The organism is Methylobacterium nodulans ORS 2060 (assembly GCF_000022085.1).
In the GTDB taxonomy this organism is placed as follows: domain Bacteria; phylum Pseudomonadota; class Alphaproteobacteria; order Rhizobiales; family Beijerinckiaceae; genus Methylobacterium; species Methylobacterium nodulans.
Map to the genome: position 1 here is coordinate 1,334,272 of NC_011894.1, position 20,642 is coordinate 1,354,913.

The 20,642-nt window shown below is 70.3% G+C and carries 23 protein-coding genes; 19 read left to right on the forward strand and 4 right to left on the reverse strand.

Annotated features, from left to right (window positions below; genetic code table 11):
* Positions 1-179 precede the first annotated feature (179 nt).
* The gene (locus tag MNOD_RS06075; protein ID WP_015927954.1) at positions 180-593 is read left to right on the forward strand and encodes a hypothetical protein; all 414 of its coding nucleotides are present in this window, start codon (positions 180-182) and stop codon (positions 591-593) included.
* 40 nt (positions 594-633) lie between these two features.
* Here the strand turns inward: MNOD_RS06075 and MNOD_RS06080 are convergent, their stop codons facing one another.
* Positions 634-1,515 (reverse strand): protein-methionine-sulfoxide reductase heme-binding subunit MsrQ, encoded by an 882-nt coding sequence (locus MNOD_RS06080; RefSeq protein WP_015927955.1) that lies wholly within the window; start codon positions 1,513-1,515, stop codon positions 634-636.
* A 141-nt stretch (positions 1,516-1,656) separates the two neighbouring features.
* On the opposite strand from MNOD_RS06080, the gene MNOD_RS06085 reads away from it, so the two are divergent.
* The 10 genes from MNOD_RS06085 (at position 1,657) to MNOD_RS06130 (ending at position 12,861) form a co-directional block, all read left to right on the forward strand.
* Entirely contained in the window at positions 1,657-1,980 is a 324-nt protein-coding gene (locus tag MNOD_RS06085) for a hypothetical protein (RefSeq protein ID WP_015927956.1), read from the forward strand.
* A 141-nt stretch (positions 1,981-2,121) separates the two neighbouring features.
* Positions 2,122-3,117 carry an adenosine kinase gene (locus MNOD_RS06090; RefSeq protein WP_015927957.1) on the forward strand — a complete coding sequence of 332 codons (996 nt, stop codon included), beginning with the start codon at positions 2,122-2,124 and terminating at the stop codon, positions 3,115-3,117.
* A 16-nt stretch (positions 3,118-3,133) separates the two neighbouring features.
* Positions 3,134-3,976 (forward strand): sn-glycerol-3-phosphate ABC transporter permease UgpE, encoded by an 843-nt coding sequence (gene ugpE / locus MNOD_RS06095; RefSeq protein ID WP_015927958.1) that lies wholly within the window; start codon positions 3,134-3,136, stop codon positions 3,974-3,976.
* 18 nt (positions 3,977-3,994) lie between these two features.
* A complete protein-coding gene (locus MNOD_RS06100; protein ID WP_015927959.1) occupies positions 3,995-5,068 on the forward strand; it encodes an ABC transporter ATP-binding protein in 1,074 nt (357 codons plus the stop codon).
* A 128-nt stretch (positions 5,069-5,196) separates the two neighbouring features.
* Positions 5,197-6,369, forward strand: coding sequence for a CaiB/BaiF CoA transferase family protein (locus MNOD_RS06105; RefSeq protein ID WP_015927960.1), 1,173 nt, complete (start codon positions 5,197-5,199; stop codon positions 6,367-6,369).
* 28 nt (positions 6,370-6,397) lie between these two features.
* Entirely contained in the window at positions 6,398-8,077 is a 1,680-nt protein-coding gene (locus MNOD_RS06110) for a thiamine pyrophosphate-binding protein (RefSeq protein ID WP_043748183.1), read from the forward strand.
* Positions 8,078-8,579: 502 nt separating this feature from the next.
* Positions 8,580-9,920: a sn-glycerol-3-phosphate ABC transporter substrate-binding protein UgpB gene (ugpB, locus tag MNOD_RS06115; RefSeq protein WP_015927962.1), complete on the forward strand. Its 1,341-nt coding sequence runs from the start codon at positions 8,580-8,582 to the stop codon at positions 9,918-9,920.
* 4 nt (positions 9,921-9,924) lie between these two features.
* Complete coding sequence (gene ugpA, locus MNOD_RS06120) at positions 9,925-10,809, forward strand: sn-glycerol-3-phosphate ABC transporter permease UgpA (protein WP_015927963.1); 885 nt, start codon at positions 9,925-9,927, stop codon at positions 10,807-10,809.
* Between the two features lie 52 nt (positions 10,810-10,861).
* Positions 10,862-11,497, forward strand: a complete 636-nt coding sequence (locus MNOD_RS06125; RefSeq protein ID WP_015927964.1) for a PRC-barrel domain-containing protein — start codon at positions 10,862-10,864, stop codon at positions 11,495-11,497.
* Between the two features lie 122 nt (positions 11,498-11,619).
* A complete protein-coding gene (locus MNOD_RS06130; protein ID WP_015927965.1) occupies positions 11,620-12,861 on the forward strand; it encodes an acyl-CoA dehydrogenase in 1,242 nt (413 codons plus the stop codon).
* A gap of 185 nt (positions 12,862-13,046) precedes the next feature.
* Here MNOD_RS06130 and MNOD_RS06135 read toward each other — a convergent pair whose 3' ends face one another.
* The 3 genes from MNOD_RS06135 to hemE are packed head-to-tail and all read right to left on the reverse strand — an operon-like array spanning position 13,047 to position 15,447.
* Positions 13,047-13,904, reverse strand: a complete 858-nt coding sequence (locus tag MNOD_RS06135) for an alpha/beta fold hydrolase (protein ID WP_015927966.1) — start codon at positions 13,902-13,904, stop codon at positions 13,047-13,049.
* Positions 13,905-13,916: 12 nt separating this feature from the next.
* Entirely contained in the window at positions 13,917-14,342 is a 426-nt protein-coding gene (gene hemJ, locus MNOD_RS06140; RefSeq protein ID WP_015927967.1) for a protoporphyrinogen oxidase HemJ, read from the reverse strand.
* Between the two features lie 22 nt (positions 14,343-14,364).
* Positions 14,365-15,447 (reverse strand): uroporphyrinogen decarboxylase, encoded by a 1,083-nt coding sequence (gene hemE, locus MNOD_RS06145; RefSeq protein ID WP_015927968.1) that lies wholly within the window; start codon positions 15,445-15,447, stop codon positions 14,365-14,367.
* A gap of 497 nt (positions 15,448-15,944) precedes the next feature.
* Here hemE and MNOD_RS06150 point away from each other — a divergent pair, with 497 nt between their 5' ends.
* From MNOD_RS06150 to MNOD_RS49905, 8 genes are all read left to right on the forward strand, one after another.
* Complete coding sequence (locus MNOD_RS06150) at positions 15,945-16,775, forward strand: pyruvate, water dikinase regulatory protein (protein ID WP_015927969.1); 831 nt, start codon at positions 15,945-15,947, stop codon at positions 16,773-16,775.
* 83 nt (positions 16,776-16,858) lie between these two features.
* Positions 16,859-17,134: a hypothetical protein gene (locus MNOD_RS06155; RefSeq protein ID WP_015927970.1), complete on the forward strand. Its 276-nt coding sequence runs from the start codon at positions 16,859-16,861 to the stop codon at positions 17,132-17,134.
* A gap of 75 nt (positions 17,135-17,209) precedes the next feature.
* Complete coding sequence (locus tag MNOD_RS06160; protein WP_015927971.1) at positions 17,210-17,824, forward strand: Maf family protein; 615 nt, start codon at positions 17,210-17,212, stop codon at positions 17,822-17,824.
* A gap of 7 nt (positions 17,825-17,831) precedes the next feature.
* On the forward strand, positions 17,832-18,704 hold the full coding sequence (locus MNOD_RS06165) for a shikimate dehydrogenase (protein WP_015927972.1): 873 nt from the start codon (positions 17,832-17,834) through the stop codon (positions 18,702-18,704).
* Entirely contained in the window at positions 18,701-19,324 is a 624-nt protein-coding gene (gene coaE / locus MNOD_RS06170; RefSeq protein ID WP_015927973.1) for a dephospho-CoA kinase, read from the forward strand. Before MNOD_RS06165 ends, coaE begins: the two co-directional genes overlap by 4 nt.
* Before the next feature lie 128 nt (positions 19,325-19,452).
* Complete coding sequence (locus tag MNOD_RS50545) at positions 19,453-19,665, forward strand: type II toxin-antitoxin system HicB family antitoxin (protein ID WP_425277503.1); 213 nt, start codon at positions 19,453-19,455, stop codon at positions 19,663-19,665.
* Positions 19,666-19,715: 50 nt separating this feature from the next.
* Positions 19,716-20,432 (forward strand): DNA polymerase III subunit epsilon, encoded by a 717-nt coding sequence (gene dnaQ / locus MNOD_RS06180; protein ID WP_015927975.1) that lies wholly within the window; start codon positions 19,716-19,718, stop codon positions 20,430-20,432.
* A gap of 81 nt (positions 20,433-20,513) precedes the next feature.
* Positions 20,514-20,642, forward strand: a complete 129-nt coding sequence (locus tag MNOD_RS49905) for a hypothetical protein (protein ID WP_015927976.1) — start codon at positions 20,514-20,516, stop codon at positions 20,640-20,642.

The following is a 20,642-nucleotide window of genomic DNA, read 5'->3' on the forward strand; positions in this document are numbered from 1 at the left end:
CGATTGCATTAGAAATAATAAGCTTCGCCAATTGCTGAATGGATTTGAAGAATCGACAACCAAAAATTGCAAAACATTCGTAAACGTCATGTTCACACATTGTTCATCTTGCAACGGACCCGCGAAGCAGCAAGCATTGCAGATGAGAGCTATGCTTTGACCGGCTGATCGAGGACCACATGCGGCTGCGCACCGGAGACACGCTGCATCTGACCCTGTCCGGTGCAGGCAATCGCGCAGTCGTCAGCCTCAACACTTACGCCGTTACACAGCCTGCTCTTGTGGAATTTCCGTTCAGTGAAGATGGATTTACTTTCGACGTAACACATTGGCTGCATCTCGGACGTAACATCCTGTCCGTCGTATTGTTCGGCCCGGCGGGCACAGTACCTTTCCGTCTGCTGATCGAACAGAGCGGCATGCCGGCCTGGACGTTCGACGAGGCCGAATTCCTGCCGCTGGCCGCGCCCTGGCGGCTCTGGACTTACGCCATCGAGGTGATCGAGCGCGACACCCCTGCGACGATCGGGGATCATTGCGGGTTCGTCCCCGGTTTCCTGCGCCGCAGCGACCGGCCGCGGACGAGCGCCTGAATATCGACGCCCACGATGCCGACGCATCGGGCCGCCGCTCTCACTCGGACACGGCCGAGGGCCGCAGCGACCCCGGGCCGGCGGGCCGGCGCGCGGCAGGCAGGTTCGTGCGGCGAGCGCGCAGCAGGTTGAGCGGAACCGTCAGGGCGACCATGCCGAACACCCACCAGGCGGGGCGCAGGTCGTAGGAGAAGTCGAGATTCGCCGCCAGCACGGCACGCGCCGGGATACCGGTCGCGAGCGCGTACCATGCCGCCTCCAGCGCCGCGGTGGCGAGGCCCGACGCCGCCGCGAGGCCCGCGAGCGAGAGCGGGTTCGTCGCGACCTTCAGGTGGTGCATCAGGCGCCAGCCCATCAGGGCGAGGAACAATCCGCTCCAGAACACCGGCTTCGAGACGTCGATCTTCGACTGCAGGAAATAGTGAAGCAGGGTGAGCCCGGCGATGCCGTAGACGAGGCGGTGCAGCCGGGTCCAGGTCGGCCCCAGGCGGCGGATCATGCGGTCCGTCGAGGTGGCCCCGAGCACCGAAAGCCCGACGAGGGCAGTAAAGCCGATCGTCAGGTAGACCCTGACCGCGATCTCGGTGGCGACGCGTATGAGATCGAACTTCAGGTCGGCGGCGTAGAGGACGAGGTGGATCACCGCATAGGCGAGGGCCGTGAGGCCGAGCATCCGCCGCACCAGGATCAGCCTCGGCCAGTCGGCGATGCGCCGCATCGGCGTGACGGCGAGCGAGGCGATCAGGAAGTAGATCGTCCAGTCGCCCATCGCATGCAGGAAGGCGGTCAGCGGCTTGGCGCCGAGCCGGTCGAGCCCGTAGGCGCCTGCATAGACGAGACCGGGGCCAAGCGCCGCCAGGAAGGTGGCGAGCTTGAGCCAGGACAGGCGGCCGGCGCGGTCGAGCCAGGGGAGGGCGAGCATATCGGAGCGGAACCACGGGTCTTCGCGAGGGATGACGGGAGCTGCTTCGTCGCAGATAGGGGCCGGGTTACGGTCGTGCCGCGACCCGAATCCACACGATGGCGTGAAGCCGCCCCGGCCCGCCTTGCGAGGAGATGCCCCTTGCGCCTGTTCGATGCCCGGCGATTCGTCCTCCTGGTCGCGCTTGCCGCGGCCGGCCCGGCCCGCGCCGCCTGCACGGTCCCGACGCCGCCTCCGGTGAGCGAGAAGCCCGTGAAGCCGGCGCTGCCTGAGAAACCCGCCTGCCTCGACGCCAAGGGCGGCTGCCCCGGCTTCGAGGCCTACACGTTCAACGACGCGGTGAAGGCCTACAACGCCAAGCTTCCGGCCTACCGGGCGGGCGCGGAGGCCTATGCGGGCAAGCTCAAAGCCTACGTGGATGCAAGCGTCGCCTACGCCAATTGCGAGATGAAGTCCCTGCAATAGGGCGGCTATGTCGAGGAGGGCGGCCCCCGCTAGGGACGGCCGGCGGGATCCTGGCCCGGCGCCGTCCGCTGCCGCTGCTGCTTGACCCTGCCCGCCCCGGATGCGAGAGGCGCGGGCCGAAACTCTCGCCCGGATCGCCGCATGACCGCTCCTCTCGACCTGCTCGTCCTCGGCAACGCGATCGTGGACATCCTCGCGCGCACCGACGAGGCCTTCCTGGTCCGCGAGGCCGTCCACAAGGGCGCGATGCAACTGATCGACGAGGCGCGGGCCGAGCACCTGTTCGCCGTGATGGGCCCGGCCACCATCGTGTCGGGCGGCTCGGGGGCGAACACGGCGGTCGGCGCGGCGCAGCTCGGGGCGAAGACGGGCTTCATCGGCAAGGTGCGGGACGACGAGCTCGGCCGGCTCTTCCGTCACGATCTCACCGCGACGGGCGTGCAGTTCGGGGTCGCGCCCGCCACCGAGGGACCGGCCACGGCCCGCTGCTTCATCCTGGTGACGCCGGACGGCGAGCGCACCATGAACACCTATCTGGGCGCCTGCCAGGGCCTCACGGCCGCGGATGTGGACGAGGCGACCGCGGCCAGCGCCCGCTTCGTCTATCTCGAAGGCTATCTGTGGGACCCGCCGGCCGCCAAGGACGCCTTCCGCAAGGCGGCGCGGCTCGCTCACCAGGCCGGCAACCAGGTCGCGCTCACCCTGTCGGATCCGTTTTGCGTCGACCGCTACCGCGACGAGTTCCTGGGGCTGATCCGCGACGGCAGCCTCGACATCCTGTTCGCCAACATCCACGAGTTGAAGAGCCTCTACCAGACCGCGGATGCCGCGACGGCGCTCGAAGCGCTGCGCGCCGAGGAGGGGCTGCTCGGCGTCGTCACCTGCTCGGCCGAAGGGGCGCTGGTGGTCACGCGGGCCGAGACCCGCGCCGTGCCGGCCTCGCCCATCCGCGAATTGGTGGACACGACCGGCGCCGGCGACCTTTTCGCCGCGGGCTTCCTCGCGGGCCTCGCGCGCAACCTCGACCATGGGGATTGCGCGCGGCTCGGCGCCATCGCGGCCGCCGAAGTGATCCAGCATATCGGGGCCCGGCCGCAGACCGACCTGAACGCGCTCGCCGCCCAGAGCGGTCTTTAGAGCGGGGGCCGGGGCGATGGTCGAGAACCGCCGCTTCGGCAACCTGATCCCCCACCTCGTCCTCTGGATCGGGGTCGGGGTCGTGGCCTTCCCGGTCTATCTCGCCCTCATCGCCTCGACCCATGACGGCGCCACCGTGGCGAATGGCCAGATGCCGCTCTGGCCGGGCATGCACGCGCTCGAGAATTACCGCCGCGCGCTGACCGAATCCGGGCTCGCGGGCGCGCCGGTCGCGACCATGCTCCTCAACAGCCTGATCACCGCGCTGGCCATCGCGGCCGGCAAGATCGCGATCTCGCTCCTCTCGGCCTATGCGCTGATCTATTTCCGCTTCCCGCTCCGGCAGGCGGCCTTCTGGGTCATCTTCGTCACCCTGATGCTGCCCGTCGAGGTCCGCATCTACCCGACCTACAAGGTCGCGGCGGACCTGCACCTCCTCGATTCCTATGCGGGCCTCGCCCTGCCGCTGATCGCATCGGCCACCGCGACGCTCCTCTACCGCCAGTTCTTCCTCACGGTGCCGAACGAGCTCGTCGAGGCCTCGCGCATCGACGGGGCGGGGCCGGTGCGGTTCTTCTTCGACACCCTCTTGCCCCTCTCGCGCACCACCACCGCGGCCCTGTTCGTCATCCTGTTCATTTACGGCTGGAACCAGTACCTCTGGCCCATCTTGGTCACGACCCGGGACGACATGCAGACCGTGGTGATCGGGCTTCGCAAGATGACGACGATCACCGATCAGCTCACCGAATGGCAGGTGGTGATGGCGACCGCGATGCTCGCCATGCTGCCGCCGGTCTTCGTGGTGGTGGCGATGCAGAGGCTCTTCGTGCGCGGTCTCGTCGAGACCGAGAAATAGGCACCAGCAGGAATCCCGATGGCGCGCCTCGTCCTCGATCAGGTGGGCAAGACCTATGCGGGCGGCATCGCGGCCGTGCGCGGCGTGTCCCTGGAAGTGCCGGACGGCGCCTTCTGCGTCCTCGTCGGCCCCTCGGGCTGCGGCAAGTCCACGGTGCTGCGGATGATCGCGGGGCTCGAAACCATCACCTCGGGCGCCATCGCGATCGGCGAGCGGGTGGTCAACGCGGTCGAGCCGGCCGAGCGCGACATCGCCATGGTGTTCCAGAACTACGCGCTCTATCCGCATATGCGCGTCTACGACAATCTCGCCTACGGGTTGCGCAACCGCGGCACGCCGAAGGCCGAGATCGAGATGCGGGTGCGCGAGGCCGCCCGCATGCTCGGCCTCGACACCTTCCTCGACCGCTACCCGCGCCAGCTCTCGGGCGGCCAGCGCCAGCGCGTCGCCATGGGGCGGGCGATCGTGCGCAAGCCCCAGGTGTTTCTGTTCGACGAGCCGCTCTCGAACCTCGACGCCAAGCTGCGCGTGCAGATGCGCGTGGAGATCCGCCGCCTCCAGCGCCAGCTCGGCGTGACGACGGTCTACGTCACCCACGACCAGGTCGAGGCCATGACCATGGCCGACCGGCTCGTGGTGATGAACGGGGGCCTCATCGAGCAGGTCGGCACGCCGATCGAGATCTACCGCCGCCCGGCATCCCGCTACGTCGCGACCTTCATCGGCGCCCCGCCCATGAACATCCTGCCGGCGGAGGTGGTGGCCGATGGCGTGCGGCTCGCCGGGCAGACCTATCCGGCGGCGCTCCCCGGCCTCGCGCCCGGCACCGCGGTCGAGCTGGGCCTGCGGCCCGAGGCGCTGCGGCTCGCCCCCGCGGGCCTGCCCTTCACGGTCGCCTTCGCGGAGGAGCTCGGCGCCACGCGGCTGCTGCACGGATCGCTTGCCGGCACCGAGCTGGTGGTGCAGGTCCCGGCCGGCCCGCAGCCCGCCGAGGGCGCGACCGTCTTCCTCGCCTTCGACCCTGCGGAGATTCACCTGTTCGACCGGGAGACGGGGCGGCGGATCGGCGGGGAGCCGGCCACCTTATCCTGACCGGAACCCGCGCCAATCCCGGCCCCGCGCGGGGGAGGGTTTCCGCGCGAGGGCGCCTTCCGGGATGTCGGCGCCGCGGCGAGGCTGTTAGAACGCACTCCGGTTCCCGTCGCGTACGAGGCTCACCCGTGCACAAGCCGCTCGCGGGCATCAAGGTGCTCGAACTCGCCCGCATCCTCGCCGGCCCCTGGATCGGCCAGCTCCTGGCGGATCTGGGAGCCGACGTCGTCAAGATCGAGCGGCCCGGCATCGGGGACGACACCCGCTCCTGGGGGCCGCCCTTCGTGGAGGCGGCCGAGGGCGGCACCCTCTCGGCCTCCTATTTCCATTCGACCAATCGCGGCAAGCGCTCGGTCGCGGCGGATTTCGAGACCGAGGAGGGCCGCGCCGTGGTGCGCCGGCTCGCGGCCCACGCCGACGTGATGATCGAGAACTTCAAGGTCGGCGGCCTGAAGAAATACGGGCTCGACCACGAGAGCCTGCGGGCGCTCAACCCGCGCCTCGTCACCTGCTCGGTGACGGGCTTCGGCCAGGACGGCCCCTACGCGCCCCGCGCCGGCTACGACTTCATGATCCAGGGGCTCGGCGGGATCATGTCGCTCACCGGCGAGCCCGACGGCGAGCCGGTCAAGACCGCGGTCGCCTTCGCGGACGTGTTCACGGGCGTCTACGGCACGGTGGCGATCCTCGCTGCCCTCCAGGGCCGGCACGCCACCGGGGAAGGGTGCCACATCGACATGGCGCTCCTCGACACACAGGTCTCGGTGCTCGGCAACCAAGCCCTCGTCTACCTGGTTTCGGGGCTCCTGCCGCCCCGGATGGGCAACGAGCACACCAGCATCGTGCCCTATCAGGTTTTTCCGGCGGCGGACGGCCACGTGATCGTCGCCTGCGGCAATGACGGGCAGTTCGAAAAATTCTGCGGCGTGCTCGGCACGGCGTGGCACCGGGATCCGGCCTATGCCACGAACCCCGCCCGGGTGACGAACCGGGCCGTGCTCATCCCCCTCATTGCCGCCGAGACGCAGCGCCACCCCAAGGCCGAGCTCCTCGCGAAGCTGACCGCCGTGAACGTGCCGGTCGGGCCGATCAACGACCTCGCGGAGGTGTTTTCCGATCCGCAGGTGCTCCACCGCGGCCTGCGGGTCGATCTCCCGGAGCCCCGCGCCAGGGGCGGCAGCGTGCCGAGCGTGTCCTCGCCCATCGTCATCGACGGGGTGCGGATGGTGGCCGAGCGCGCCTCCCCGCAGGTGGGGGATCACACCGAGAGCGTGCTGAGCGACCCGGCCTGGGGCGGCTGAGCCCGTCGGAAGGCAGCACAGGAGGACGATGATGGACCACCCGACAGCCCGCACCGGCGGACAGATCCTCGTCGACCAGCTGATGGCGCATGGCGCCCGCGACGTCTTCTGCGTGCCCGGCGAGAGCTACCTCGCAGTGCTCGACGCGCTGCACGACGCCGAGATCCGCCTCACAATCTGCCGCCAGGAGGGCGGCGCCGCCATGATGGCGGAGGCGGCGGGCAAGCTCACCGGGCGGCCGGGGATCTGCTTCGTCACCCGCGGCCCCGGCGCCATGAACGCTGCACCCGGCCTCCACGTGGCGCGCCAGGATTCAACGCCATTGATCCTGTTCGTGGGCCAGGTGGAGCGGGGCGCCCGCGAGCGCGAGGCGTTCCAGGAACTCGATTACCGGGCGGTGTTCGGTTCGGTGGCCAAGTGGGTGACCGAGGTCGAGGATCCCGCGCGCCTGCCCGAACTCGTCTCGCGCGCCTTCCACGTCGCCACCGCGGGCCGGCCCGGCCCCGTGGTGGTGGCCCTGCCCGAGGACGTGCTGACCGCGACCGCCTCGGTCGCCGATGCCGAGCCCTTCGCGCCCGTCGAGACCCATCCGGCCCTCGTCCAGATGGTAGCGCTGCAGAAGCTCCTGGCCGAAGCCGAGCGGCCCTTCGCGATCCTGGGCGGCAGCCGCTGGAGCGAGGGCGCAGTGCGGCGCTTCGCGCGTTTCGCCGATCTCTTCGCGCTGCCGGTCGCCTGCTCGTTCCGCCGCCAGGGCCTGTTTCCGGCCGATCACCCCTCCTATGCGGGCGATCTCGGGCTCGGGGTCAACCCGAAGCTCCTCGCCCGCATCCAGGAATCCGACCTCCTCCTCCTGGTCGGCGGCCGCCTCTCGGAGATTCCCTCCCAGGGCTACACGCTGCTTGCGATTCCGGAGCCGCGGCAGCGCCTCGTCCATATCCATCCGGACCCGGAGGAGCTCGGCCGGGTCTACCGCCCGCATCTCGCGATCAATGCGGCGCCCACCGCCTTCGCGGCGGCGATCGAGACCGTGCAGCCGCCGGCCAGCCTGCCCTGGGCGGCGGCGACGCGGGAGGCCCATGCGGCGTATCGCGCCTGGAGCGATCCCGCCCGCATCGTTACCCCGGGCGACCTCCAGATGGGCGGCGTGATGGCCCATCTGCGGGAGGTGCTCCCGGCCGACGCGATCCTGTGCAACGGGGCGGGCAACTTCGCGACCTGGGTCCACCGCTTCTGGCCCTTCCGGGCCTTCGACGGGCAGCTGGCGCCGACCTCGGGCTCGATGGGCTACGGTATCCCGGCTGCGGTCGCGGCCAAGCGCCTGCTGCCGGAGCGGATTGTCGTGGCGGTGTCGGGCGACGGCGACTTCCTGATGAACGGGCAGGACTTTGCCACCGCCGTGCAGTACAGCCTGCCGATCCTGGTGATCCTCGTCGACAACGGCATGTACGGCACGATCCGGATGCACCAGGAGCGGGAATATCCGGGCCGCGTCTCGGGCACGAGCCTGCGCAACCCGGATTTCGCCGCCTACGCGACGGCCTTCGGCGGCTATGGCGAACGCGTGACGCGGACCGAGGACTTCCCGGCCGCCTTCGCCCGCGCCCGCGCCTCGGGCCTGCCGGCGATCCTGCATTGCCCGATCGATCCCGAGGCGATCACCCCGACGACGACGCTGACGGCCCTGCGGGAGCGGAGGCGCCCGGCCTGACGCCGGATTCCCGGATAGCTCGCGGGCGCTCCTCTTCCGGGCGAGGGCAGGGTGATTGGAGATCGCCTTTACCGTCCGACGCGTCCAGCGACGATCGAAGATCATCTCGCCCGGCCTCCTCCGCTCCCCCTGTCCCGGGCGCATACAGCGTCAGCGGAATGCGACCCGGGACCCAGCACAAGAAGTCGCGAAGTGACCGCTGTCCGAGCGCTCCCGCCTGGGCAGCCAACCCCAGCCCTCAATCTCATGCTTGCTCAGCATGAGGATTGGTCGAGGATCGCCAATCTCCACATGCGATCCCCTTGTTCATCCGAGAGAGGGGTTCACACGCCACATCCATCAGTATCGCCGCGACACCGTGACCAGCAATTGTCCCGACACGCTTGCCCTCCGCTCCCCGCCGTGCTCTTGCGGTCCCGAGCGCCGCGCGGGATGCGTCCGTCATCGGTCTGAAACAGAACCGTCCCATCAGGGCCGGCGGCCAAGGAGGAGACGAGGCGCCATGGACTGGACCACCATCGTTCGCAAGGGACTCGCGGCCTGCGGGATCGCCTCCCTGGCGGGGATCGCCGCGGCAAGCCCTGCCTCCGCGGTCACCGAGCTGCAATGGTGGCACGCCATGGTGGGCGCCAACAACGACACCATCATACGGCTCGCCGAGGAGTTCAACGCCGCGCAGAGCGAGTACCGGGTGGTGCCGGCCTACAAGGGCACCTATCCGGAGACGCTGAATGCGGGCATCGCGGCCTTCCGGGCCGGCACGGCGCCCCACATCATCCAGGTCTTCGAGGTCGGCACCGCCACCATGATGGCGGCCAAGGGCGCGGTGAAGCCGGTCTACCAGCTGATGAAGGAGGCGGGCGAGCCCTTCGACCCGAACGCCTACCTGCCGGCGGTCACCGGCTACTACTCGACCGCCAAGGGGGAGATGCTCTCCTTCCCGTTCAACTCCTCGTCCATGGTGATGTGGGTCAACCGCGACGCCCTGCGCAAGGCCGGGCTCGACCCCAACGCGCCGCCGAAGACCTGGCCGGCCGTGTTCGAGGCCGCCAAGGCCCTCAAGGCCGCCGGCTACTCGACCTGCGGCGTCTCGAACACCTGGGTGACCTGGGCGCATCTGGAGCAGTTCTCGGCCTGGCACAACGTGCCGCTCGCCACCAAGGCGAACGGTCTCGACGGTTTCGACACCAGCCTCGAGATCAACAATCCGCTGCAGGTCCGGCATCTGGCGACGCTGGCGGAGATGCAGAAGGAGAAGCTCTACGATTATTCCGGCCGCTACGACAACGGCTTCGGGCGCTTCACTTCGGGCGAGTGCCCGCTCTTCCTCGGCTCGTCGGGCTCCTACGGCAACGTGCGCGGCAACGCCAAGTTCGACTGGGCGGCAGCAGCGATGCCCTACTATCCGGACGTGCCGGGCGCGCCCCAGAACAGCATCATCGGGGGCGCCTCGCTCTGGGTGATGGGCGGCAAGTCGGCCGAGGAGTACAAGGGCGTCGCCAAGTTCTTCGCCTTCCTGTCGGACACCGACCGCCAGGCGCGGATCCACCAGACCACCGGCTATCTGCCGATCACCAAGGCGGCCTACGAGAAGTCGAAGGCGGACGGCTTCTACGACAAGAACCCGGCGCTCGAAGTGCCGATCAGGGAACTCACCAACAAGGCGCCCACCGAGAATTCCCGGGGCTTGAGGCTCGGCAACATGCCGCAGATGCGCGACGTCTGGGCCGAGGAGATCGAGGCGGCGCTCGCCGGCAAGAAGCCCGCCAAGCAGGCCCTCGACGAGGCCGCCGCCCGCGGCAACGCGATGCTGCGCCAGTTCGAGAAGCAGGCGAACCGCTAGGGCCGTGGGGTCGGATCGCGTCACCTTCCGGGGCTGGCTGCTGCCGCTGCTGCTGCTCGCGCCGCAGCTCGCCACCGTCGCGGTGTTCTTCTACTGGCCGGCCGCGCAGGCGGTCGGCCAGTCCTTCCTGGCCCAGGATGCGTTCGGGCTCTCGACGGAGTTCGTGGGGTTCGAGAACTACCGCGGCCTGTTCGCCGATCCGGCCTATTATCAGGCGCTTGGGGTCACGGCCGTGTTCTCGGCCGCGGTGGCGGGGCTCTCGCTCGGCCTCGCGCTGCTGCTCGCCGCCATGGCCGACCGGGAGGTCCGCGGCGCGGGTCTCTACCGAACGCTGCTGATCTGGCCCTACGCGGTGGCGCCCGCCGTGGCGGGCGTGCTGTTCGGCTTCCTGTTCCAGCCCTCGCTGGGGATCGTCGCCCGGGGCCTGCGCGACCTCGGCATCGCCTGGAACCCGCTCCTCGACGGCAACGACGCCCTGGTGCTGGTGGTGCTCGCCGCCGCCTGGAAGCAGATCTCCTACAATTTCCTGTTCTTCCTCGCCGGGCTCCAGGCGATCCCCCGCAGCGTGATCGAGGCGGCGGCGATCGACGGGGCCGGGCCGGTGCGGCGGTTCTGGACCATCGTGTTCCCGCTGCTCTCGCCCACCACCTTCTTCCTCCTCGTCGTCAACGTGGTCTATGCCTTCTGCGAGACCTTCGGGACGATCGACGTGCTCACTCATGGCGGCCCCGGCCGCGCGACCCAGACCCTCGTCTACAAGGTCTACCAGGACGGCCGCACCGGGGCGGATCTCGGCGGGTCCGCGGCCCAATCCGTGGTGCTGATGGCGATCGTGATCGGGCTCACCGCCATCCAGTTCCGCTACGTGGAGCGCAAGGTCGCGTATTGATCATGAACTCCGGGTCGGCGCCGCCGTTGAGCCGTCGATCCCGGAGGACGCCATGACGATACTGATCTGCACGATACGAATCCGCACCCTGGCGCTGGCCGCCGCGCTGCTCGCCACCGGCCCCGTGGCGGCGCAGGACGCGAATACTCTCGTCCTGAGAGAGGCGCCGGAAGGCGCGATGCGCGTCACCAAAATCACAGGGGTCGGCGTCGTCGGCCAGGATCATGTGCGGGTCGGCGAGATCGAGGACCTGCTGGTGGATGCCGACGGGCGCGTGCGGGCGGTGGTGATCGGCGTCGGCGGCTTTCTCGGCATCGGCGAGAAGAAGGTCGCGGTGCCCTTCGACCGGCTGGCCTGGAACACCGGCGCGGTGACGCACGAGGGACCGCCCTCCTACACGACCCCGGACCGGGCGCCGAGCGAGGCCGAGGCGAAGACCGCCGGTCCGCAGACCATGCCCGGAGCGCAGAACAGCGATGAGGTGCTGGCGACCGTGCAGGAGAAGCAGAGCGGCGGCGCGGCCACCGACACGACCGGATCGGTCGAGGCTTCCGCGCAGCCCCGCGGCCGGGCGACGGTGCTCGTCGTCGGCAAGAGCGGCGGCCCGATCGAGGCCGAGCTGCGCATGACCAAGGCCGAGCTCGAGGCGGCGCCGGCCTTCACGTACGAGGCCGATACGCGGAAGTGATCCGGCGGATCTCATCGGACGCGATCGCCGGCTTGCGAAACGGGATTTCGCGTCCTGGCGGTTCGCCCGGGATCGCGCTACACCACCGGCCACTGATCCGCTGCCACGCGAGGAGCCCGCGCATGACTGCTGCGTCCGCCGCCCCCCAGACCAGCCCGAGCGCGGCCAGGCCGCAGGAGGGGAGCCGCGGCGCCTTCCGGTGGGACGATCCCTTCCTGCTGGAGGATCAGCTCACCGACGAGGAGCGGCTGATCCGCGACACCGCCCGCAGCTTCGCGGTCGAGCGCCTGCTGCCCGGCATCGTCGAGGCCTACGCGGAGGAGAAGACCGACCGCAACCTGTTCAACGCCATGGGCGAACTCGGGCTGCTCGGCGTGACGCTACCGGAGGAATATGGCTGCGCGGGCGCATCCTACGTCGCCTATGGCCTCGTCGCCCGCGAGGTGGAGCGGGTCGATTCCGGCTACCGCTCGATGATGAGCGTGCAGTCCTCCCTGGTCATGTACCCGATCTACGCCTACGGGGACGAGACGCAGCGCAAGACCTACCTGCCGGGGCTCGCCTCCGGCGAGCTGGTCGGCTGCTTCGGGCTCACCGAGCCCGATGCCGGCTCGGATCCGGGCGGCATGAAAACCCGCGCGAAGAAGATCGACGGCGGCTATCTCCTGTCGGGCGTCAAGACCTGGATCTCGAACGCGCCGATCGCTGATGTCTTCGTGGTGTGGGCGAAATCCGCGGCCCACGACAACCAGATCCGGGGCTTCATCCTCGAAAAGGGCATGAAGGGGCTCTCGGCGCCCAAGATCAAGGGCAAGCTGTCCTTGCGCGCCTCGGTGACCGGCGAGATCGTCATGGATGGCGTTGAGGTGCCGGAGAGCGCGCTCCTGCCGAACGTGTCGGGCCTCAAAGGGCCGTTCGGCTGCCTCAACCGGGCGCGCTACGGCATCTCCTGGGGCGCCATGGGCGCGGCGGAGGATTGCTGGCACCGCGCCCGCCAGTACACGCTCGACCGCACCCAGTTCGGCCGGCCGCTCGCCCAGACGCAGCTCGTGCAGCGCAAGCTCGCCGACATGCAGACCGAGATCGCGCTCGGCCTGCAGGCGTCGCTGCGGGTCGGCCGGCTGTTCGATGAGGGCCGCGTCGCGCCCGAGATGATCTCCATCGTCAAGCGCAACAATTGCGGCAAGGCGCTGGCCATCGCCCGCGAGGCCCGCGACATGCACGGCGGCAACGGCATCATGGGCGAGTACCACGTGATGCGCCACGCCCAGAACCTCGAGACTGTCAACACCTACGAGGGCACCCACGACGTGCACGCCCTGATCCTGGGCCGCGCGCAGACGGGGCTGCAGGCGTTCTTCTGACAGCAAGCGATCGGCCGCGACCGCTGCAGCAAGTCCTCATGCTTCGAGGCAGCCTGCGCGATCTCCAATCGCCAGCGCCTCCGCATGAGGAGCGTAGCGGCTTCAAGGAGCGGTGGATCATACGGTTTTCGGTCGATCTGTTCCCCGCGCGTCCTCGTCTCGGAAGGAATCGATCGGAAGCCGTATCACTCCGCCAGGATTGCCGCAGCGACGGCTTCCGGATGCTCCTCGTGCGGCGCGAGCGCCCCGGGGATCTCCTGCGCGGTGACGAGACCCGTGCCGATGAGCGCGTCCATCTCGGCGCCGGAGCGCCGCGGGGCCCGGGCCGGGCGCAGCACCCGCACGGGCGGCAGGCCCGGACCGAACAAGGCCAGGAACGCGTCGCGGGTCTCCACCGGGTCGAGGCCGCCCGTGACGAAGGCTGCGGTCCCGAACCGGGCGCCGGGCTGGTGCGTCACCCGCCGCTTGGCGGCGAGCACGGTGGGGGTGACGCGGGCCGGATCGGCATAGACATGGGCGCGCATCATCCGGGCGACGACGGGAGTGCTCAGGTTCACCCGGTAGAGGAGATGGCCGAGGCCGGGCATCTCGACCGCCCGGCGCAGGCGCGCGTAGAGCGGGCGGCGCTGCGGCCCCATGGCGGTGGGCAGCGGGCCCTGCCAGGTCGGCGCGACGAGCACGAGCCGCGCGAAGGCGCCGGGTTGGCGCCGCGCCGCGGCGACGAGATAGGGCGCCGCGTGGCCCGCCGCGATCCCGACTGCGTAGGGGCCGGGCAGCGCCGCCAGGAGCGCATCGAGAACGCCGTGGAGGGAGGCGGGCGAGAGCGGCAGCCGCGCCCGCTTCTCGGCGCCGAAGCCCGGCCAGTCCGGGATCAGGCAGCGGAAGCGGGAGGCGAGGCGCTCGGCGAGGGGCCGCATCTCCTCCCGGGTGGCGATCGAGGACAGGGCCGGGAGGAGGAGCGCATCGGGGCCCGATCCGACGATGTCGCAGCCGATTCCGACGGGGCCTGTGGGCAGCGCGAGGGTGAGGCGGCGCGTCTCCATCCGGGGGCTCCTTTAGAAGGGCTTCACGATCGCCAGGATCACGATGCCGATCATCAGGAGCGTCGGCACCTCGTTGATCACCCGGTAGAAGCCGGGCGGACGGGTGTTCCGGTCGGCCGCGAAGTCCTTGACCATGCGCGAGAACCAGCCATGCAGGCCGCTCATGCCGAGGACCAGCGCGAACTTGGCGTGCAGCCAGCCCTGCATGTAGGCGCCGCTCATCCACGCGAGCGTCAGGCCGAGCAGCCAGGTGGCGATCATGGCGGGCGTCATGATCGCCTTGGCGAGGCGCCGCTCCATCACCTTGAAGGTCTCGCCCTGCGGCGACCCGGCCGGCAAGCCGGCGTGATAGACGAAGAGCCGCGGCAGGTAGAGCATCGCGGCCATCCAGGCGATGAGCGCGATGACGTGGCCGGCCTTGATCCAGAGATAGAGCATCGGGGCCTTGGGCGTGTGAGCGTCAGCCGCGCAGGCGCGCCAGCATCCGCTCGACGTGAGGGATCGGCGTCTCCGGCGTGATGCCGTGGCCGAGGTTGAAGATGTGAGGCAGGCCCGCCGTCGCGGCTAGGATCGCGTCCACCGCCGCATCGAGCGCCGCCCCGCCGGCGATCAGGGTCTGAGGATGCAGGTTGCCCTGCGTGACGGCGCGCCCCGGCAGCCGCCCCCTCAGGGCGGCGAGATCGACCTCCCAGTCGACGCCGACCGCATCGGCGCCCGTCTCGGCGAGCGCCCGGGCGTGCCCGTCGAGGCCGGTGCCCCGCGGGAAGACGATGATCCGGGCGCCCGGCACCCGGGCGCGCACGCCCGAGACGATGCGGGCAATCGGCTCGAGGCTCCAGCGCGCCAGCGCATCGCCCGCCTCGCCCGCGGGCACGGCCGGCAGGGTGCCGCCGTGGCTCTCGAAGATCTGCACCGCGTCGGCCCCCGCCTCGAACTGGCGCACAAGATAATCCGTCGAGACGGCCACGAGGCGGTCGATCAGGGCGGCGAGGAGGGCCGGGTCGCGCCCGGCGAGATCCCGCGCCGGCGCGAGGTCGGGCGTGCCGCGCCCGCCGATCATGTAGCTCGCCACCGTCCAGGGCGCGCCGCAGAAGCCCAACAGCGTGGTCTCGCGCGGCAGCGCCGCCCGCAGGCGGCTCACCGTCTCGAAGACCGGCGCGAGATGCGCCATGATGCGGGGATCCCCGGCCTCCCGCAGCCCTGCGAAGGCCGCCCGGTCCGCCAGCGCGTCGAGGCGCGGCCCTTCGCCCTCGACGAAGCGCACCTCCTGCCCGAGGGCATGGGGCACGACCAGGATGTCGGAGAACAGGATCGCCGCTTCGAAGCCGAAGCGCCGGATCGGCTGCAGCGTGACCTCGGTGGCGAAGTCCGGCGTGTAGCAGAGGTCGAGGAAGGAGCCGGCCTTGGCCCGCAGCTCCCGGTACTCGGGAAGGTAGCGGCCGGCCTGCCGCATCATCCAGGCGGGCGGGGGCGACAGCGCCTCGCCGCCCAGCACCCGCAGGACGGGCCGCGCCGCCTGTGTGCCGGTCTCGCTTTCGCCCATCACGCTCGCGTCTCCTCGGTCACCCGCATTCCGCCCCCGTATGACGGGAGAGCCTCGCGGATGCCAGCCCGACCCTTCGTCGCCGGTCCGGGCGATCCTCCCCAATGCCTCTGAAAAGAAGGAAAGAAAGATTCTTGAGAGTCTGATTCTTCTTCTGGGCCCCCGAATCCCGCGCGACCCGGGGCGTCCACAGACCGTCCCCACGGCCACGGCGTTAAGAGGGCTTTAACGGATTGCGTCTAGTTTCGGGGGATCGCGAGAGTCGCGAGGCGCTTGCCCGCGATGGCGGCCGGGAATCGGGAGTCGCGTCCCGGATTCTCCCATGGCCGCCATGCGTCGATGAGCCGGCTCTCCGCCTGTTGACGGCGGAGTCGACAATCCGCGGGCGGCCCTTGCCTGGACCTCGCCCGACGGCCGCATTATCCACATCCATCGACTCCCGGACGGCCAGCGGTGGAGAACCCGCGGCGGGGCGTCGGCCGGTTCGGGGAGCGACCGTGGTCCGCAGCTATTTCCACCTCCACCTCGTCTCGGACTCGACGGGCGAGACGCTGATCAATGTCGGGCGCGCCGCCGCGGCGCAGTACGAGGGCGTCTCGGCGATCGAGCATGTCTATCCGCTGGTGCGCTCCGCGTCCCAGCTCGAGCGGGTGATCAACGAGATCGAGCAGGCGCCCGGCATCGTCCTCTACACGCTGGTCGGCCAGGACCTCACCGCGCGCCTGGAGGAGGCCTGCCGGGCCACCGGCTCGCCCTACCTCTCGGTCCTCCAGCCGGTGCACAGCCTGCTGCAATCCTATCTGGGCGCGCATTCGACGGCCCGGCCGGGCGCCCAGCACATGCTGAACGCCGAGTACTTCAAGCGCATCGACGCGATGAACTTCACGCTCGCCCATGACGACGGCAACCTGCCGGTCGATCTCGACGAGGCGGACGTGATCCTGCTCGGCGTCAGCCGCTCGTCGAAGACGCCGACCTCCATCTATCTCGCCAACCGGGGCCTCAAGACCGCCAACATCCCGCTCGTGCCGGGCATGCCGCTGCCCCCGAGCCTGGAGCAGGTGCGCAAGCCCCTGGTGGTCGGCCTCATCGCCTCGCCGGAGCGGATCGTGCAGATCCGCCAGAACCGTCTCCTCACCCTGAAGGCGGACGATTCCACCGCCTATGTCGACCGGGAGGCGGTCGCCAACGAGGTCGCGGCCTCGCGCCGGCTCTTCGCCCGGCACCGCTGGCCGGTGATCGACGTGACGCGCCGCTCCATCGAGGAGACGGCGGCGGCCATCGTGGAACTGCACCGCGAGCACCGCCTCAAGTTCATCGCCGACTAGAGCTTCGTACGGCCACGGTGCCTTCGCGTGGCCATTTTCCGGGCGGTTACTGGCGTCGCATCACCCTGTGGGACCGTCGCGCCATGACCTCCCTCACCGCCACTCCCTTCCCGACCGCTCTCTTCACCGCCGACGAGGCCGGGCCTTCGCGGGATCTGCGCACCGTCGAGGAGGCGCGCCGGTTCGTCGAGCGCGAGCGCCTGCCGGTGGTGCGCTCCGGCGTCCACTGGCTCGATGTCTACAACCGGCTCACCCTCGCGCAGGCGACGAAGGCCGCGGCCGACATCGAGGCGGCACGGGCCGCCCTCGCCGAGGCCTTCCGGCGCGAGGCGGCGGATCGGGTGCATCTCGCGGCCTAAAGACCATCCCGCTGCCCTTGCGAAATTCGGCGGAACCGGCAGAGAGTGCCGGATGGTCCTCTTCGGTTCCGCCCCATGACGGGCTCGCCCTGGCGCGGTCGGGCGCCGCTCCTTCTCGCCTCCGCGAGCGCGACCCGGCGTGCCCTCATCGAATCCGCCGGCCTGCCCGTCGAGACGCGGGCCGCCGGCATCGACGAGCGCGCGCTGGAGGCTGAAGGCACGCGGCTGGCCCCCGCGGACCTCGCCCAGGCCCTCGCCGTGGCGAAATGCGCATCCGTGGCGCGCGCGGCGCCCGAGCGCGTGGTGGTCGGGGCCGATCAGGTGCTCGACCTCGACGGCAGCGTCCTCCACAAGCCGGCCGATCCGGCGGCCGCCCACGCCCATCTCGCATGGCTGCAGGGCCGCACCCATGCCCTCCATTCCGCGGTGGCGGTGGCGGTCGGCGGCAGCGTGGTCGATCGCTTCGTCGCGACCGCGCGGCTCACCATGCGTCCGCTCGACGAAGCGGGGATCACCGCCTATCTGGCTGCGGCCGGACCGGCCGTCGCCACGAGCGTCGGCGCCTACCAGCTCGAAGGGCTCGGCATCCACCTGTTCGCGGATGTCGAGGGTGACCACTCCACCATTCTCGGCCTGCCGCTCCTGCCTCTCCTCGCGTGCTTGCGCGCGCGGGGCCTGCTGACGTTCTGACCCGCCCATGACCGCTCCTGCACCCGCGCCGAAGGCCTTCGTGGTCGGCCATCCCATCGCGCATTCCCGCTCGCCCCTGATCCACGGCCACTGGCTCTCGGCGCATGGGCTGGCCGGGTCCTACGAGCGCCTCGACGTGGCGCCCGAGGCCTTCGCGGATTTCCTGAGCGGCTTTCCGGCCTCAGGCTTCGTCGGCGGCAACGTGACGATCCCGCACAAGGAGGCGGCCTTCCGCCTCGTCGCCACGATGACGCCGCGGGCCGAGCGGATCGGCGCCGTGAACACGCTCAGCCTCGACGCGGCCGGGCGCCTGCATGGCGACAACACCGATGCACCGGGCTTCCTCGCCCATCTGGATGCGACGCTCGGCGCAGACTGGCCGGAGACGACCGGAATCGGGGCGGGGCGGACGGCCCTGCTGCTCGGGGCCGGCGGCGCGGCCCGCGCCATCGCGGTCGGGCTCCTGGAGCGGGGATTGCCGCATATCCGCATCGCGAACCGCACGGCGGCGCGCGCCGAGGCCCTGCGTGGCCTCGATTCCGCTCGCGTCGAAGCGGTGGCCTGGGACCACGTGCCCGGCCTCCTCGGCGAGGCGGGTCTCCTCGTCAACACCACCTCCCTCGGCATGGCCGGGGCCGAGGCGCTCGACCTCGACCTCGCGGGCCTGCCGGACGGGGCGGCGGTGGCCGATATCGTCTACGTGCCCCTGGAGACGCCGCTCCTCGCCGCGGCGCGGGCGCGATCCCTCCGCACCGTCGACGGGCTCGGCATGCTGCTGCATCAGGCGGTGCCGGGCTTCGCGCGCTGGTTCGGGGTGACGCCGCAGGTCACGCCGGACTTGCGGGCCCTCGTCGTCGCGGACATCGAGGGCCGGCGGTGAGCCGGCCGGTCATACTCGGCCTCACCGGCTCGATCGGCATGGGCAAGAGCGCGACCGCGGCGATGTTCCGCGCCCGCGGCGTCCCGGTCCACGACGCCGATGCCTGCGTGCACGCCCTCTACGGGCCGGGCGGCGCGGCGGCGGCGCGCATCGCCGAGGCCTTTCCGGGCACGCGGGCAGCGGACGGCTCCGTCGACCGCGCGCGCCTGCGGGAAGCGGTGCTCGACCGGCCCGACCGGCTGGCCGCGCTCGAACGCCTCGTGCATCCGCTGGTGCGCGAGGCGGAGGAAGCCTTCCTGGCCGAGCATGCGGGGGCGGATCTCGTCGTGCTCGACGTGCCGCTCCTGTTCGAGACCGGTGGCGAGGCCCGCTGCGATGCGGTCGCGGTGGTGACCGCGCCACCGGCGATCCAGCGCGAGCGCGTACTGGCCCGTCCCGGCATGACGCCCGAGACCTTTGCGGCGATCCTCGCCAAGCAGATGCCGGATGACGAGAAGCGGCGCCGGGCGGATTTTTTGATCGAGACCGGCCAGGGCTTCCCGCACGCGCAGGCGCAGGTGGATGCGCTCATCGCGGCGGTGCGGGCCGGGGAGGTGGACCGGCGCGCACGACGATCCTGACGGATGGCGGCGTCCGCTAAACTCACCATACCCGGCCACCGCCCGATCAAGCCTGTCTCCATCCGGGCCCTGGTTCGCTTCATCGATCAGATCAGGCAAAGCCTTTGAATTTCCTCATTGACCCGATCGTGGTCACACCCCTCTCCGCCGAGGATGGCGGGGGTTTCGCCGCCTCGGTACCGGATCTGCCCGGGTGTTTCTCCGACGGTGAGACGCCGGAGGAGGCCGTCCACACGTGCAGGATGCGATCCGCGCCTGGATCGAAGCGGCAGAAGACATGGGACATCCGGTTCCCTCACCCTCCCCGAGGCTCGAAATCCTGCGCAAGGCCGGTTAACTGATCGGCCGGTATCCAGTCGGGGTGCTGGACCATAGAGGGAGCTGGGCCCGCGTGCTGCGCGAGATCGTCCTCGACACCGAGACCACCGGAACCGATGCGAAGACCGACCGGCTGATCGAGATCGGCGGCATCGAGCTCCTCAACCACATCCCGACCGGGCGCGAGTTCCACCGCTACATCAACCCGCAGCGCGCCGTCTCCCAGGGTGCCTTCGCGGTGCACGGCCTCTCGGACGCGTTCCTGGCCGACAAGCCGCTCTTCGCCGAGATCCTGCCGGACTTCCTCGATTTCTGCGGCGATGCCACCTTCGTGATCCACAACGCCGCCTTCGACGTCGGCTTCCTCAACGCGGAATATGCGCGGCTCGGCGAGACGGCGCCGCCCCCCATCGAGCTGTCGGCCGTGGTCGACACCCTGGCGCTCGCCCGGCGCAAGCATCCGAATGCCGCCAACAACCTCGACGCGCTCTGCGCCCGCTACGGCATCGATAATTCGCGCCGCACCAAGCACGGGGCGCTCCTCGACGCGCAGATCCTGGCCGAGGTCTATATCGAGCTCCTCGGCGGCAAGCAGACGAGCCTCGGGCTGACCCTCGAAGCGGCGAGCATCGTGCGGGTGACGCAGGAAGCCGGCCCGGTCGCGCACGGGCCGCGCAGCGTGCGGAGCCGCCTGACGGATGCCGAGCGTACGGCGCATGCCGCCTTCACGGCGAGCCTCGGCGCCAACGCGGTCTGGCGCGACTACATCGGCGAGGAGACCGCCGGATAAACCCGGGTCTTGCGGCGACGCTCGAACCGCCGGGCGCCGGGACACGTTGGGCGGGAAACCCCGGTCCAGGAGAGCCGTCCGATGGCCCCTCCCAGCTACAAGCCCGAGAGAGTGAAGAACAGGGTCCGCCCGGCGCTGCTCGGCATCGTTCTCCTGGTGATCGCCGTCGCGCTCGTGATCTACGCCGTGGGCTTCAATCCCCGCGGCTGA

What these genes read in the sequence shown, in the direction of transcription:
- MNOD_RS06125 (WP_015927964.1), top strand. Translation starts at nt 10,862, where the DNA reads ATGACGATACTGATCTGCACGATACGAATCCGCACCCTGGCGCTGGCC.
- MNOD_RS06155 (WP_015927970.1), top strand. Translation starts at nt 16,859, where the DNA reads ATGACCTCCCTCACCGCCACTCCCTTCCCGACCGCTCTCTTCACCGCC.
- hemJ (WP_015927967.1), bottom strand. Translation starts at nt 14,342, where the DNA reads ATGCTCTATCTCTGGATCAAGGCCGGCCACGTCATCGCGCTCATCGCC.
- hemE (WP_015927968.1), bottom strand. Translation starts at nt 15,447, where the DNA reads ATGGGCGAAAGCGAGACCGGCACACAGGCGGCGCGGCCCGTCCTGCGG.
- MNOD_RS49905 (WP_015927976.1), top strand. Translation starts at nt 20,514, where the DNA reads ATGGCCCCTCCCAGCTACAAGCCCGAGAGAGTGAAGAACAGGGTCCGC.
- MNOD_RS06135 (WP_015927966.1), bottom strand. Translation starts at nt 13,904, where the DNA reads ATGGAGACGCGCCGCCTCACCCTCGCGCTGCCCACAGGCCCCGTCGGA.
- MNOD_RS06110 (WP_043748183.1), top strand. Translation starts at nt 6,398, where the DNA reads ATGATGGACCACCCGACAGCCCGCACCGGCGGACAGATCCTCGTCGAC.
- MNOD_RS06090 (WP_015927957.1), top strand. Translation starts at nt 2,122, where the DNA reads ATGACCGCTCCTCTCGACCTGCTCGTCCTCGGCAACGCGATCGTGGAC.
- MNOD_RS06160 (WP_015927971.1), top strand. Translation starts at nt 17,210, where the DNA reads ATGACGGGCTCGCCCTGGCGCGGTCGGGCGCCGCTCCTTCTCGCCTCC.
- ugpB (WP_015927962.1), top strand. Translation starts at nt 8,580, where the DNA reads ATGGACTGGACCACCATCGTTCGCAAGGGACTCGCGGCCTGCGGGATC.
- MNOD_RS06080 (WP_015927955.1), bottom strand. Translation starts at nt 1,515, where the DNA reads ATGCTCGCCCTCCCCTGGCTCGACCGCGCCGGCCGCCTGTCCTGGCTC.
- MNOD_RS06075 (WP_015927954.1), top strand. Translation starts at nt 180, where the DNA reads ATGCGGCTGCGCACCGGAGACACGCTGCATCTGACCCTGTCCGGTGCA.
- MNOD_RS06100 (WP_015927959.1), top strand. Translation starts at nt 3,995, where the DNA reads ATGGCGCGCCTCGTCCTCGATCAGGTGGGCAAGACCTATGCGGGCGGC.
- MNOD_RS06130 (WP_015927965.1), top strand. Translation starts at nt 11,620, where the DNA reads ATGACTGCTGCGTCCGCCGCCCCCCAGACCAGCCCGAGCGCGGCCAGG.
- MNOD_RS06165 (WP_015927972.1), top strand. Translation starts at nt 17,832, where the DNA reads ATGACCGCTCCTGCACCCGCGCCGAAGGCCTTCGTGGTCGGCCATCCC.
- ugpE (WP_015927958.1), top strand. Translation starts at nt 3,134, where the DNA reads ATGGTCGAGAACCGCCGCTTCGGCAACCTGATCCCCCACCTCGTCCTC.